The 13163-nt window shown below is 61.7% G+C and carries 11 protein-coding genes; 5 read left to right on the forward strand and 6 right to left on the reverse strand.

Annotated features, from left to right (window positions below):
- Positions 1-54: 54 nt before the first annotated feature.
- Positions 55-981, forward strand: coding sequence for a hypothetical protein (locus D0T11_RS07000; protein WP_119655067.1), 927 nt, complete (start codon positions 55-57; stop codon positions 979-981).
- Between the two features lie 77 nt (positions 982-1058).
- On the opposite strand, the gene D0T11_RS07005 is transcribed toward D0T11_RS07000, so the two are convergent.
- Both D0T11_RS07005 and D0T11_RS07010 read right to left on the reverse strand, forming a co-directional pair.
- Positions 1059-2555, reverse strand: a complete 1497-nt coding sequence (locus D0T11_RS07005) for an OmpP1/FadL family transporter (RefSeq protein ID WP_119655068.1) — start codon at positions 2553-2555, stop codon at positions 1059-1061.
- 99 nt (positions 2556-2654) lie between these two features.
- The gene (locus D0T11_RS07010; RefSeq protein ID WP_147374559.1) at positions 2655-4013 is read right to left on the reverse strand and encodes a hypothetical protein; all 1359 of its coding nucleotides are present in this window, start codon (positions 4011-4013) and stop codon (positions 2655-2657) included.
- A 188-nt stretch (positions 4014-4201) separates the two neighbouring features.
- Here D0T11_RS07010 and proS point away from each other — a divergent pair, with 188 nt between their 5' ends.
- Positions 4202-5677 (forward strand): proline--tRNA ligase, encoded by a 1476-nt coding sequence (gene proS / locus D0T11_RS07015; protein WP_119655070.1) that lies wholly within the window; start codon positions 4202-4204, stop codon positions 5675-5677.
- Positions 5678-5830: 153 nt separating this feature from the next.
- Here the strand turns inward: proS and D0T11_RS07020 are convergent, their stop codons facing one another.
- The 3 genes from D0T11_RS07020 to D0T11_RS07030 form a co-directional block, all read right to left on the reverse strand.
- A complete protein-coding gene (locus D0T11_RS07020) occupies positions 5831-6340 on the reverse strand; it encodes a GreA/GreB family elongation factor (protein WP_119655071.1) in 510 nt (169 codons plus the stop codon).
- Positions 6341-6404: 64 nt separating this feature from the next.
- Positions 6405-6983, reverse strand: coding sequence for a DinB family protein (locus D0T11_RS07025; RefSeq protein WP_119655072.1), 579 nt, complete (start codon positions 6981-6983; stop codon positions 6405-6407).
- A gap of 104 nt (positions 6984-7087) precedes the next feature.
- Entirely contained in the window at positions 7088-7660 is a 573-nt protein-coding gene (locus D0T11_RS07030; protein WP_182888288.1) for a Crp/Fnr family transcriptional regulator, read from the reverse strand.
- Between the two features lie 111 nt (positions 7661-7771).
- Between D0T11_RS07030 and D0T11_RS07035 the strand changes: the two genes are divergently transcribed.
- Together D0T11_RS07035 and floA are read left to right on the forward strand one after the other, a co-directional pair.
- Positions 7772-8239 carry an NfeD family protein gene (locus D0T11_RS07035; RefSeq protein ID WP_182888289.1) on the forward strand — a complete coding sequence of 156 codons (468 nt, stop codon included), beginning with the start codon at positions 7772-7774 and terminating at the stop codon, positions 8237-8239.
- A 103-nt stretch (positions 8240-8342) separates the two neighbouring features.
- Positions 8343-9350: a flotillin-like protein FloA gene (floA, locus tag D0T11_RS07040; RefSeq protein WP_119655075.1), complete on the forward strand. Its 1008-nt coding sequence runs from the start codon at positions 8343-8345 to the stop codon at positions 9348-9350.
- A gap of 188 nt (positions 9351-9538) precedes the next feature.
- On the opposite strand, the gene D0T11_RS07045 is transcribed toward floA, so the two are convergent.
- Entirely contained in the window at positions 9539-11584 is a 2046-nt protein-coding gene (locus tag D0T11_RS07045; protein ID WP_119655076.1) for an OmpA family protein, read from the reverse strand.
- A 524-nt stretch (positions 11585-12108) separates the two neighbouring features.
- On the opposite strand from D0T11_RS07045, the gene D0T11_RS07050 reads away from it, so the two are divergent.
- The gene (locus D0T11_RS07050) at positions 12109-13086 is read left to right on the forward strand and encodes an isopenicillin N synthase family dioxygenase (RefSeq protein ID WP_119655077.1); all 978 of its coding nucleotides are present in this window, start codon (positions 12109-12111) and stop codon (positions 13084-13086) included.
- Positions 13087-13163: the final 77 nt, after the last annotated feature.

Consider the following 13163-nt stretch of genomic DNA (forward strand, 5'->3'; position numbering starts at 1 on the left):
GGTTGCACTGGCCGCCGCCCAACTCCTCCGCTTCCCTCCTATCTTTACCCCCCTATGCCCCGCTACCTGCTCCTGCTTCCGGCTTTGGCCGCCCTGCTGCTCACCGCCTGTGAACCGGCCCTCCAGCCCGGCCCCCGCGTAGAATTCGTGGGTAGCACCCGTTTCAACACCACCGACCGCCGCCTGACCACCCCCGGCGACACCGTGGCCAACCGCGTGTACGGCGAGGCCGACGGCAGCGCCCTTGCCCGCCTGCAAATCACGGTCGACTACGAGCCGGTGCCAGAGCCCATCATCTACGACCCCATCAAGACCCCCGACAAGCGCACGTTCACCTACCTGGATATGGCGATACCCGATGCGGGGAAGGAGCAATTTGCTTTCCAGAGCGTGCAGCCCACCCGTACCACGGCCGGCCAGGAGGTCTGGCATTACAAGTTCACGGATGCCGAAGGCCTCACCGGCGTCCGCAGCCTGCGCCTGCGCCTGGGCCGCACCGATTCGGCCGCCGCTTACCATAGCTATACCGTAACGGTGCAGGCTCCCGGAGATAAGCGCCGCCGTTTCCTGGCCCTGCGCGAAGGGCTGACGCTCCCCGATTTCTCCGTTATCGACCTGCCCCAGAACCGGCCGCTGATCGACCTGGTCTACGTTCCGCAAACCGGCACTGCGGCCCCCACTTTCGCCACGGCTACCGACGCCGTGCTGGGGCTGCTATGGCCGAATGCCCGGGCCACGCTCATCCGCAACACCCCCCTCACCAGCGTCGAGTTTGCGGCGGCCGGCACCACGGCCGCCCTCACTACCGCCTTCAACAACGGCACCTCCTTCGCCCCCCGCCCCACCAGCACCGGCGCCCTGAAGGAAGGCCAGGTTATGGCGTTCCTGACGCCCGGTGATAAATACGGCCTCCTGCTGGTGCAAACCATCGTCAGCACCGGCATCCGCTCAGTAGTAGTGCAAGTCAGGATCAGCAAGTAGCCTTCCGGCATAACCCGCCCGGCCCGCCCTCCGAATGCGGAGAGCGGGCCGGGCGGGTTATAGCAGCTGCCGTGCTGTCAGAAGATGAAACCGGCTGTAAGGGTGGTCGTGAACCGGTTGGTGTCTATCTGAATGACGGGCGTTTGGTCGTTGGCCAGCGAATACGGCGTGTAGAGTAGGTTGCCCTTACTATATACGCCGCTGGCATCCAGGAAGAAGTTGTTTTGCCGCAGCCCAACGCCGCCCGTGTAGTAATTGCGGCTCTGGTTGGTAGCGCTGCTCTGGTATGGGCTGCCGTAGTGCGCGTACCCCGCCCGCACCCGAAATATATCCAGCCGCCCCTCAATGCCTGCCCGCAGGTTCAGCGCGTTGGTATACAAAGACCTCACGGCATCGTTATCCGGCCCAAAATCACGGTTGCTCCTTACGTTGCCATTGGTGTTGTTGGCGAGTTGCGCACTGGAATAGTCCACGTACTCCACGTCGCCGCTTAGGAAGCCACTTTTGCCCAGCACGACGGCCACCCCGGCAGTAGCCCGGAAAGGCGTAGTGAGCGTGTAGCTCAGCGGCTCATCATCAATGGCAAAACTTTTCGACATATAGCTTTTACCATCTACCGGTACTGGCTTGTCGAACCGTGCATCCAACGAACTGCTGTACACTTCCTCCAGCTGAAAGTACGTGGGGGTTTGCACCGAGGCCCCGATACGCACCTCGTTAACGGGCTTGTAAATCAGGCCGATCCGGGCATTGATGCCCGAGCCCTTCGTGAGCAGATTATCCCGCAGCGTGAGCGAGGCGAAGGAAGTACCGTCGTCCTGGCTGACGGGCGTTACCGGCTGCGGGTCGGAAGCCGTCAGCACGTTCTCGGAGTTGTACCGGCTCGAAATAATGCCGACTCCACCGCCGATGTACAGCTTGTCCTGGTAGCTCGTGCCGTAGGCCAGGTCGAATTGCGTGTTGGCTCCGGTGCGCCGCACGGTTTCGCCCTGGTTCAGCTGCCCGGTATTGTCGAAATCGATTGGGATGTAGGTTCCCTGGGCATCCTTATCCGTGAGGTAGGTGTTGTAGGCCAGCTCGTCCAGGGCTCCCCCCTGGTTTTCACTGAAGCGCTGGAATATATCCTGCTCCAGATCGGGCTTGCCCTGATAGCGGAAGCTCTGGTTGAAGTCGGCGGTGCGCGTAATGCCAATGGCAAACGAGCCGGCCCGCCAGGGGTTAGCATCATCATCGGGCCGACGGGTAGTAAACACCAGCCCCAGGTTGGCCACGTGCAGGTTACTGCGCGAATCAGCCGTTGTATTGCCAAAGCCCCGGCTATTGGAGCTGAGGTTGGTGAAACCGGGAGAAAACGTGAATTCCGAGCGTTGGTACATGCCCAAACCAGCCGGATTTACGGCCACCGAGCCAAAGTCACCCCCCACGGCGGTACTGGCTCCCCCGATGCCCAGGGTGCGGGCCGTGCCGGCGGGCTGCGTCTGCGAGTAGCGCAGGGCGTCGGTCTGATATTGAGCAAAGGCGTGGCTGGCCGAACCCATCAGGGCGACGGCAAAGCCATATTTCAGCAGTTTCATGGAAGGAAGAGAAGGGGTACCCAACCCGCCGAAACGGGCCAGGTACCAGACCAGATAAGATAAAAGAAGCCAGCTAATCAGGCAACGGAGCGGGCCAAGTTAGCGCCGCCGACTGCCGCCGCCGCTCGAACTGCCCCCGGAGCTACCACTGCCGCTGCCGCTGCTGCTGCCACTACTCCGCGAAGGAGCCGAGTAAGACCCCGAAGACTCGGAGCGGGACGGCTGCGAATACGTCCGCGCGGGTTGTGAGCGGCGAGGCTCGGAGTAAGTAGGCGCAGGCTCCGAAGCGGGAGCCGGAGCACTTTCGAACAACCGCTGCCGACGCGGCTGATCGGCCACCCGGGGCTGGTCGGGCGCGGGCGCGGGGGAGGAAGAAACGCTGCCCGGGTTCCAGTCGGCCCGCCGGCGCCGGCCGTAGTCGTTGTTGGCAGGGTTGTCGGGCTGGCCACCCGGCGTGGGCGTGGCCACGGTACCACCGGCGCTATTGTCCAGCACGCGCCAGCGCCGCCCTTCCGGCCGGGTATCGGGCGTCGGAGCAGGCAATTGCTGGATAGGCTGGTCGGCTTGGTCGACCACCTGCCGGCCCCGGCGACCAGACAGGGTTGTCTCCGGTAATTGCTCCGGCGTTGAAGCAGTGCCTGATGGGGTTGTTGGCTCCTGGACCCGACGGCGGCTGCCGGGTTGGGTTGCCCCGGCCGAAGTTACACCGTTGGTCTGCGGAGCACTAAAGCCGCCCTCCTGCACCCGCCGACGGCCGGTGGTGGTAGCGCCATCTGCGGCGGTAAAGCCCGCGCCGTCCCCCGTCCGGTCGCGCCGGCCGCTGTAGGTAGCCTGGCGGGCGGGGCGGTAGTTGTTAACGCCGGTATAGCCACCGTAACCCCCGTAGCCGTAGCCCCCGTAGCCATAGCCCCCGTAACCACCCCACGGACGGTTGTAATAGTAGTCGTAGGGACTGTAGCCATATCCGTAACCAAAGGGCCGGTACCAGGGCCGACCGATATTAATAATCACGCTCACTCCTCCATAACCGTAGTAAGGCTGGTAGAAGGGGTCGTAATAGCCATAAGGTGAGTAGGGCGAGCCATATCCGTAAGCCGAGCCACCGTACCAGAAGGGGTCGGTGTAGGCAAAGTCATAATACCCCAGGCTCGAACCCCGGTAGGGAGTATGAAAGCGCCGCAGCCGGGAAGCATAGTAGTAATCATCGTCGTAGTACTCGGCCGGGCTGCCGGCAGCGGCAGTGCTGCCGGTATAGTCCGGATTCACCACGTCGCCCGAATTCGCGCCCTGGTCGGCCGGCTGGGCGGCCGCCATGGCCGGGGCCGTCGCTACCACTTTGTCCGACGCGGAATAGTACATTCCGTCGTTTTCGGTGGTAGTCAGATAAGAACTACTGGCGCAGCCCCCCAGCGTAAGCAGGGTGAGGGCAGGCAATAAGGATGGAAGTATCTTTTTCATGGCGGCTACGACGTAAGGTTGGAATCAGAAAGTGGAGGCTGGGTGAAGCCCGGGCGGCGCAGGCCGCTAAAGCCCCGTTCCTCCGGATTTAATAACGTAATTTGGGGCCGAAACGGTGCCCTTTTCCTACTTCAAATCTTGTACCAGAACAAGGAACTTTTTCACTTACTCAAAAGATACTTCGAAAGATGAGCAAAAGTTTGCCCAAGCGTACGGAAGATTATTCCCTGTGGTACAACGAGTTGGTAAAGCGTGCCGGACTGGCCGAAAACTCCTCCGTACGGGGCTGCATGGTGATCAAGCCCTATGGCTACGCTATCTGGGAGAAGATGCAGCGCACCCTGGACGACATGTTCAAGCGCACGGGCCACGAAAACGCGTATTTCCCGCTTTTCGTCCCCAAAAGCCTGTTCGAGGCGGAAGAAAAAAATGCGGAGGGATTTGCCAAGGAGTGCGCCGTAGTCACCCACTACCGCCTCCAGAACGACCCCGATAAGCCCGGCAAGCTGCGCGTCGACCCCAACGCCAAACTCGAAGAAGAGCTCATTGTTCGTCCGACCTCGGAGGCCATTATCTGGAGCACCTATAAAGGCTGGATTCAGAGCTACCGCGACCTGCCGCTGCTCATCAACCAGTGGGCCAACGTGGTGCGCTGGGAAATGCGCACCCGCCTGTTTCTTCGCACCGCCGAGTTCCTCTGGCAGGAAGGCCACACGGCCCACGCCACCGCTGAGGAAGCCCTGGCCGAAACCCGTCAGATGCTGGACGTGTACGCGCAGTTTGCCGAGGAATGGCTGGCCCTGCCGGTGGTGAAGGGCGTGAAAACGGAAAATGAGCGGTTTGCCGGAGCCGTCGAAACGTATTGTATCGAGGGCCTGATGCAGGATGGCAAGGCCCTCCAGGCGGGCACTTCCCACTTCCTGGGCCAGAACTTCGCCAAGGCCTTCGACGTGCAGTTCCAGACCAAAGAAGGGGGTCTTGAGCACGTGTGGGGCACCAGTTGGGGCGTGAGCACCCGCCTGATGGGGGCCCTCGTTATGGCGCACTCCGACGACGAAGGCCTCGTGCTGCCGCCCAAACTGGCTCCCATCCAGGTGGTTATTGTGCCCATTTATAAGGCCGGCCAGCTCGACGAGTTGCGGGAGCGTATCCGCCCCATGCAGATGGGCCTGATTGAGCGCGGTATCTCCGTAAAACTGGACGACCGCGACACGGAGCGCCCCGGCTACAAGTTTGCCGAGTGGGAGCTCAAGGGCGTGCCCGTCCGCATTGCCGTGGGTATGCGCGACCTGGAGGCCGGCACCGTGGAAGTAGCCCGCCGCGATACCAAGGAGAAGATGACCCTGCCCCTGGCCGACATCGTGGCCAGCGTGGATCAGCTGCTGGCCGATATACAGCAGAACATTTACCGCCGGGCCTTGCACTACCGCGAGGAGCACACCACCCGCGTGGAGACCTATGAGGAGTTCAAGCAGGTGCTCGACGGCAAGGGCGGTTTTGTGGTGGCTCACTACGATGGCACGCCCGAAACGGAGGAGCGCATCAAAGACGAAACCAAGGCGACCATCCGGTGCCTGGCCCTCAACGAGCCCGAAGAGGCCGGCATCTGCATCCTCACTGGCCGCCCTTCCACCCGCCGCGCCCACTTCGCCCGGGCCTACTAGGACCACGGACTAGCGCAGATTTTGGGGGCGATAACGCCAGAGCGACGCTTCGCCTCCGGCCAGCCCGCTATGACCTGTCAGTCGCCCAAACGAACCGCCCCGGCCACTTATGGCCGGGGCGGTTCGTTTGGGCGACTAGCTAGCCTCCAGAATTCAATAGGCGATGCTGATGACTTCTACCTCTTCGGTTTTCGACCCCAGTCGCAGGTGCACGCGCTGGCCTAGCCGGGCTCCCTGCACGGCGCGGGCAATGGGCGCGACGAAGGCAATTTTTCCGGCCGCCACATCCGCCTCATCCACCCCTACGATGGCAAACTGGCGCTCCGGCCCCTGGCCCGCTACCGGCCGCAGCGTAACGCAGGCGCCGAACCGGACCTCACGGGCCGGCTGGGCCGCTGGTTCTACTACCCGGGCGCTGGCAATCCGGTCGTTGAGGGCGCTGAGCTGGCCGTTGAGCACCGTGAGGCGGCGGGTGCGGTCGGCGGCGTTGTCGCGGTTGGCCTCGGCGGCGGTGCGGGTGACTTCCAGCTGCGTTAATTCCTGACGCAGCTGCTCCAGGCCGGCGGGCGTGACGTAGTTGGTTGTGCCGGGCGGCAGCGCGGCCCGGGGCGGAATGATGGGAACTTCGAGAGAATCGTCTTCCTTGGTGAATGCTCGGCTCATAGTACCTTGGTTAACGCGGGCAGGGCCGGGGTAGTTATGCGTTTTGTGAGCAGATACGCTCCGGCTACGCAGGCAGGCAGACGGCGGCCCTCCCGGCTCCGGCCGCCCGTGTGGCCTGGGCCAGGTGCCGCTGGGCATGAGCCACCACAAACAGCAGCGCCTCCCCGTTTCGCAGCTTTAGTAGCCGCAGAAATTCGACCGGCACCGCCTTCCGGTTGAGGTCGGACGCCGGAGCTGTCCGGATCAGGCGGGCCAGTTCCACCAGCTGGTTTTCCAGTTCGGCTACTACCGCTGCGGCCGATAACAGGCTGCTAACGGGGTTCATGCGCGGTAGTGTGCGGTGGGGTTGCGCGTTTTCGGGCCGAACCAGCTCGTACGATTTCCTGCCCAGCCAACTAAAACGCACCGGGGCCAGCCGGTGGGCAGGACGGGCGGGGCGGGCCAGGGCCTGACGCAGCGCCGGCAGGTAATGGCGGCCGTAGCGGTTCAGGTGTTCCAGGCACTCCAATGCGCTCCAGCTGCCAGGGGCCGGACGGTGGTTAAGCACCGCTTCGGACTGGGGCCGCAGCTCCGTTGCCAAAGTCACCTGCAAGGCCTGGGTGCGGCGGGCAAGGTCGGCCAGAAAGTCAGCGGCTGATTCCATGAGCGGAAGCGGAAGGGTGAATGCATGGCAAACTTCCCCTTTTTCCAGGCCCGGAATCTTGATCGGGCGCAAGATTTGGGACCTCACCCGGCTCGGCCCGGCCTTCAGCGCAGGCGGCTCAGGGTTTCGGGCGTCATGCGCAGGTAGGAGGCAATGTATTTGTGCGGCACCCGTTGAAAAAGCTGGGGGCTACGCGCCAGCAGCCGCGCGTAGCGGCGGGCGGGTTCGGGAAGCAGCAAATCGATTTCGCGCTCAATCCGGCCCAGCAGGTTGCGCTCCAACTCGGCCCGCCAGAAATGCGCCAGAGCCGGAATCTGGTCCAGACTGCCCATAAACTCCGCCCGTCCGATGCTTAGCAGCTCGCTCCGCCGCAACGCCTGAATGGCGTATTCGGAAGGCTGCTGGCTGATAAACGACGGGAATGAGCAAAGCAGCGTGGCCTCGTACCCAAATCCGACGCAGATGTCCTCGGCTTCGGTTGGGTAACAGATGCGCAGTACCCCCTGGCCCACGAAGTAGAGCCGCTGCTCCACCTGTCCCGGCCGGATCAGAAAGTCGCCGCGCCGGAGCGGGGGCACGGGCTGCCAACGGGCCACGAATGCCGCCGCTTCCGCCGCCGACAGGCCGGGAACGGCGCGGACCAGCTCAAGCAGCCGACCGGCCGGGTTTGGGAGCATAGGGCGCATAGGGTTGGGTATTGCAAAGGAGGTGGCGGGCACAAAATAAAGAAAGGCCGGGGCTTAGCGCCGTAGGTTTGTGTATCTTTTCCCAACCAAACTGCTATGTGTATGGACTGGCTGACGATTGCGCTCCTTCTCTTTTTCGGCCTGGCCTTCCTGGTAGTCGAAGTGATTTTCATTCCCGGCACTACGGTGGTCGGGCTGGTGGGCTTCGGGCTGCTGGCGGCCGGCATCTGGTTCAGCTACCGCGACCTGGGCACCTCTACGGGCCACCTGCTACTCGCGGCCTCGGCCGTATTCATCGGGGCACTGGTCTATGTGGGGCTGCGGCCCCGCAACCTCAACCGCATGGCCCTCACCCAGGAAAACCACGGCCACGTGCTTGATGCACGTCACGCCGACGTGCTGCCCGGCACCGTGGGCCGCACGCTTTCGGCCCTGCGCCCCGCCGGCACGGCCCTCTTCGCCGAGGCCCGCCGCGAAGTCACGACCCGCGGTGAGTTCGTGGCCGCCGGCTCCGACGTGCAGGTCGTCGGCATCGAGCAAAACCGCATCGTCGTGCAGCAAATCGTCTGATTTCAGTGGCCAGTGGCCAGTGTTGAGAACGAACTGGCAACTGAACACGGGCAACTGGACACTGAACACGGGCAACTGAATACTCACCAACTCCCTATTTCGTATGCTGATTAACTCTCCCTTCTTTCCGCTCATTGTGGGCGGTATTGTGCTGCTGGTGTTCCTGTACTTTTTTCCGATCAGCCTCTGGATTACGGCGCTGTTTTCGGGCGTGCGCATCAGCCTGTTCCAGCTCGCGTTTATGCGGGTGCGCAAGGTGCCGCCGTCCCTGATCGTGAACTCCATGATTACCTCCACCAAGGCCGGCCTGGCCCTCACGGCCAACGACCTGGAGACCCACTACCTGGCTGGCGGCAACGTGCCCAGCGTCATCAAGGCCTTGATTTCGGCCGACAAGGCCAACATCCCGCTCACGTTCAAGCAGGCCACCGCCATTGATCTGGCCGGGCGCGACGTATTTGCGGCCGTCACGACGAGCGTAAATCCCAAGGTGATTAACACGCCCAATGTGGCTGCCGTGGCCCAGGATGGCATTCAGCTCATCGCCAAGGCCCGCGTAACGGTGCGCGCCAACATTGCCCAGCTCGTGGGCGGGGCCGGCGAGGAAACCATTCTGGCCCGCGTGGGTGAGGGTATCGTCACCAGCATCGGCTCCTCGCGCTCCCACAAGGAGGTGCTCGAAAACCCCGACAAAATTTCCAAGCTCGTGCTCAGCAAGGGCCTTGACGCGGGCACGGCCTTCGAAATCCTGTCCATCGACATTGCCGACATCGACATCGGGGAAAACATCGGGGCCAAGCTCCAGATTGACCAGGCCACGGCCGACCTCAAGGTGGCCGAAGCCAAAGCCGAAGAGCGCCGGGCCATGGCCGTAGCCGTGGAGCAGGAGAATCGCGCCAAAACCCAGGAAGCCAAGGCCCGCGTAGTCGAGGCCGAAGCCGAAATCCCGAAGGCCATGGCCGAAGCCTTCCGCAACGGCAACCTCGGCATCATGGACTACTACAAAATGCGCAACATCCAGTCTGATACCGATATGCGCGACTCCATCGCCAACCCCGGCAACCAGAACAGCAGCACCAAGCCCGGCCGCGACGAAACCCGGCTAAGCTGATTTTTTGGAGCTGTTAGCTGGGAGCCATTAGCTGTTAGCCTGACCATTCAACGCCCCGACGAAGAAAGGACCTTACTTGACCCGAACGAATCGTTCTGGTTGAGTAAGGTCCTTTTACTTTGTGCCACGGGGTTACCGGGCAGTTGAGCTAACAGCTAATGGCTCTCAGCTAACCGCTTAAAACAAGCCTACTTTTTCGTGATCCGGAACTCGACGCGGCGGTTGAGCTTGCGGGTTTCTTCCTGGTCGTTGCTGGCTACGGGCTTGCTGCCGCCGAAGCCTTCGGTGGTGATGCGGGTGCCGGCAATGCCTTTCTGCACGAGGTATTTCTTTACCTCATTCACGCGGTCGAGGCTCAGCTTTACGTTCAGCAATGGGTCGCCCTGGTTGTCGGTGTGGCCTTCCAGCTTGATTTCAACCTGCGGATAATCTTTCAGAATTTTCACCAGGCGCAGCAGCTCCGGGTAGGAATTTTCGCGTAGGTAATACTTGCTTTGGGCGAAGAAGATGTTGTTGAGCTTGATGGTCTGGCCCACGGCGAAGGGCACCAGATACAAATCCTGGGTTACCTCCGAATACTTCTGGCGGTCAGTTACGTCCAGGTTATCCGATTCGGCCAGGTAGTCCTTGGCTTCGGCCCGGTAGCCATACTGGGTTCCCGAAGGCAGCACGATAGTGTAAGAACCGTCAATCGGACTGGTTTCGGCCACCCCGATTTCCTCGCCGGTCAGCAGGTTTTCGTAGCGGATAGTAGCGGCCACCGGCTTCTTGGAAGCGGCATCCAGCACCCGCCCGCGCACGAGCGTTACTACTTCGGGCCGGAACGTGGGCGTCAGGTTGATGCGGAAGATGTCCTTGGAACCGTCAATGCCCTTGCGGTCCGATACCAGATAAGCATCCTCGCCGGCCGCCGACACCACGTAGTAGGCGTCGAAGTCGGGCGAGTTCACCGTGGAACCCAGGTTGCGGGGCTTGGTCCAGTTGGTCCAGCTGTCGTCGAGGCGCTTGGAGTAGAACACGTCGCTCTTGCCGTAACCGCCGTGGCCCTCGGAGGCGAAGTAGAGGGTTTTGTTGTCGGAGGCCAGGAAGGGGGCAAACTCTGGCTTTTTCGTGTTGATGCTGGTCCCCAGGTTGCGGGGCCGGGTCCAACTCTTACCATCGGGCTTGAGGAAGCAGACGTACAAATCCTGCTCCCCCTGGCCGTCCTTGCGCTGCACGGCCATGAGCATCACCTTGCCCGAAGTAGCCAGGAAGAAGTCCACGTGCTCGGCGTCATCGTTGTAGTAGTCCTCAATTTCCACCTTCTCCGGCTTGGTCCAGCCGGTGGCCGTGCGCCGGGTCATGCTGGGTCCCTTGGGCACGATGGTGCCATCGGGCTGGTACACGCCAATCACCAGCAGCTGCTGGCCGTTGGCCGATACGGAGGCCACGCCATTGGGGTCGTTGGGGGTGTTGATGGGGCTGCCGATGTTTTTGGCTGGGTTCCAGGATTTCTTCTCCGCATTGGCCAGCGTGCTGAACCACACATCCTGCACGTCGCGGGAGCCACCGGTATTCTGGGGGCTTTCCTGGCGGGCAAAGAACAGGGTGCGGCCATCGGGCGAAATGACCGGGTGGGTATCCACGTACTTGGAGTTCACCGTGGGTCCCAGGTTCACCATGGCCGAGTCGAAGCTCACGATACTCTCGTCGTTCTTGAACTCCTTCTTCACCATCGTATCCACCACGTCGGCCACGCCGATAGCGTCAATCTGATTCACGCCGTTCACGGCTTTCGTGTTCATGGTCACCACCACCCCAATGGTGCGGTAGGTACCCGCCGCGAAAGTGACCTGCAGGGTGCGGAACTGCTCGGGAATTGGGCCGGGCGTATTGTTTTCGTATACCGGGTGCTTGTTGCCACGAGTATCAACCAACTCGATGGTGGTGATGGAACCGGGGTTGAAATTCTCCACTACCGTCACCTGCCGGGCAATGACCGACTTCACAAAGCGAATTTCGATGAACTCACTGTTGCCGGATTTTTTCGGAATCCAGGCTTCATTGCTGGCCTGCCCGAGAGGAATGGCGTTGGGTTCCCCCAGCACCTTCTCGGGCGAGAAGGGCTCCTTGCCATCGGTTTTCTGGGACGATACATCTACCACCTTGGCTGCCCACACTGCGTGCTGCGCCTGCCCCATCGTACTCATCCCCGCTACCAGTCCCCACAACAACACTATCTTTTTACTATTCATAGACCAAGGTCAAAGCAAGGCTTGCGGGAGGAATTACGTGTCGGCTGACGTGCTGGCTGACACACTTACGAACTCTGAAGACGTCCTAACGCGGGTGGAAGTTTCGCGCTCCGGCGAAAGGCATCCGGCCGGGGCGCGCGCGTTGAAGGTTCCATTGCCTGCTAAAGCACTTTCAGGCACTTCGCCAAAAGCCACTGTCAGGCACACGGCCAAAGTGGTGCGCAACAGCCGGTGCTAAAAGTACCGCTTCCCGGGGGAGCAGCCCGTGAAGGCGGGCCAAGAAAGGGGAAAAATCCAGTATGATGGGCGTTGTAGCCGCTGAACAGGCCAAATCACTCGGTTAAAGTTCGATTTGACCCTGTTACGAATTGTAGTTTGCCCGGCATAGAACCTATGGACGTAAATTCGGCTTCTGCTGTTGCACTTCGCGCCCTGCTTTGCTGACCCGTGCGCGACAGCACTGGTTTTTGAGTAACTTGCGCCGTACGCACTTTCCCCCCACCAGTACACTTTTTAGCATTCCGATGGAAGATAAATTGCTGGACGCTATTCCGTCCCTCGACCTGGCTGATTTCCGCTCCGGCGACTCCGAGCGCAAGGCCCGCTTCGTGCAGGCCCTGGGCCAGGCTTACCAGAGCATCGGCTTCGTGGCCCTCAAAAACCACGGCCTCAGCAACGACCAGACCGACAAGCTCTACGCCGACGTAAAATCCTTCTTCACGCTGCCCGACGACGTGAAGCAGCAGTACGAAAAGCCGGAGCTGGCCGGCCAGCGCGGCTACGTGAGCAAGGGCAAGGAGCACGCCAAGGGCCGCAATACCGGCGACCTGAAGGAGTTCTACCACGTGGGCCAGGAGGTCGACGACGCCAACGACCCCATCGGGGCCGAATACCCGGACAACATCTGGCCCTCGGAAGTAGCCAGCTTTGCCGACACGTCCCGCCTGACCTACCGCACCCTGGAGGCGGCCGGCAAGGACGTGCTGCGCGCCATTGCCCTCTACCTGGAGCTGCCCGAAAACTACTTCGACGACAAGGTGCGCAACGGCAACTCCATCCTGCGCCCCATCCATTACTACCCCATCGAGAACCCCGATGAGGTGCCGGCCGACGCCGTACGCGCCGCCGAGCACGGCGACATCAACCTGATTACCCTGCTCATGGGCGCTTCGGCCGACGGCCTGCAAGTGAAGCGCCGCGACGGCAAGTGGATTGCCATCACGGCCCTGCCCGACCAGATTGTGGTGAACGTGGGCGACATGCTCCAGCGCCTGACCAACGGGGTGCTCAAGAGCACCATTCACCGGGTAGTGAACCCGGCCCGCGAGAAGATGAACTCCTCACGCTACAGCATCCCGTTCTTCATGCACCCGCGCTCAGAAATGAGCCTGGCGGCCCTCGACAGCTGCGTAACGGCCGAAAACCCCAAGCAGGAAGCCGACATCACGGCCGGCGAATTCCTCAATGAGCGCCTCATTGAGTTGGGCCTCAAGAAGAAATAACCCAAACGCTTCCACTCGCAGTGACGACACCAAGAAAGCCCGTTCCGGTTCGGAACGGGCTTTCTTGCGTTATATTT

Origin of the sequence: Hymenobacter rubripertinctus, from assembly GCF_003583925.1 — a bacterium.
GTDB lineage: Bacteria > Bacteroidota > Bacteroidia > Cytophagales > Hymenobacteraceae > Hymenobacter > Hymenobacter rubripertinctus.

Excerpts from the sequence above, each read along its gene's own strand:
- D0T11_RS07030 (WP_182888288.1), bottom strand. The coding sequence starts at position 7,660 with ATGCTCCCAAACCCGGCCGGTCGGCTGCTTGAGCTGGTCCGCGCCGTT.
- D0T11_RS07000 (WP_119655067.1), top strand. The coding sequence starts at position 55 with ATGCCCCGCTACCTGCTCCTGCTTCCGGCTTTGGCCGCCCTGCTGCTC.
- proS (WP_119655070.1), top strand. The coding sequence starts at position 4,202 with ATGAGCAAAAGTTTGCCCAAGCGTACGGAAGATTATTCCCTGTGGTAC.
- D0T11_RS07045 (WP_119655076.1), bottom strand. The coding sequence starts at position 11,584 with ATGAATAGTAAAAAGATAGTGTTGTTGTGGGGACTGGTAGCGGGGATG.
- D0T11_RS07050 (WP_119655077.1), top strand. The coding sequence starts at position 12,109 with ATGGAAGATAAATTGCTGGACGCTATTCCGTCCCTCGACCTGGCTGAT.
- D0T11_RS07005 (WP_119655068.1), bottom strand. The coding sequence starts at position 2,555 with ATGAAACTGCTGAAATATGGCTTTGCCGTCGCCCTGATGGGTTCGGCC.
- D0T11_RS07035 (WP_182888289.1), top strand. The coding sequence starts at position 7,772 with ATGGACTGGCTGACGATTGCGCTCCTTCTCTTTTTCGGCCTGGCCTTC.
- D0T11_RS07020 (WP_119655071.1), bottom strand. The coding sequence starts at position 6,340 with ATGAGCCGAGCATTCACCAAGGAAGACGATTCTCTCGAAGTTCCCATC.
- floA (WP_119655075.1), top strand. The coding sequence starts at position 8,343 with ATGCTGATTAACTCTCCCTTCTTTCCGCTCATTGTGGGCGGTATTGTG.
- D0T11_RS07010 (WP_147374559.1), bottom strand. The coding sequence starts at position 4,013 with ATGAAAAAGATACTTCCATCCTTATTGCCTGCCCTCACCCTGCTTACG.
- D0T11_RS07025 (WP_119655072.1), bottom strand. The coding sequence starts at position 6,983 with ATGGAATCAGCCGCTGACTTTCTGGCCGACCTTGCCCGCCGCACCCAG.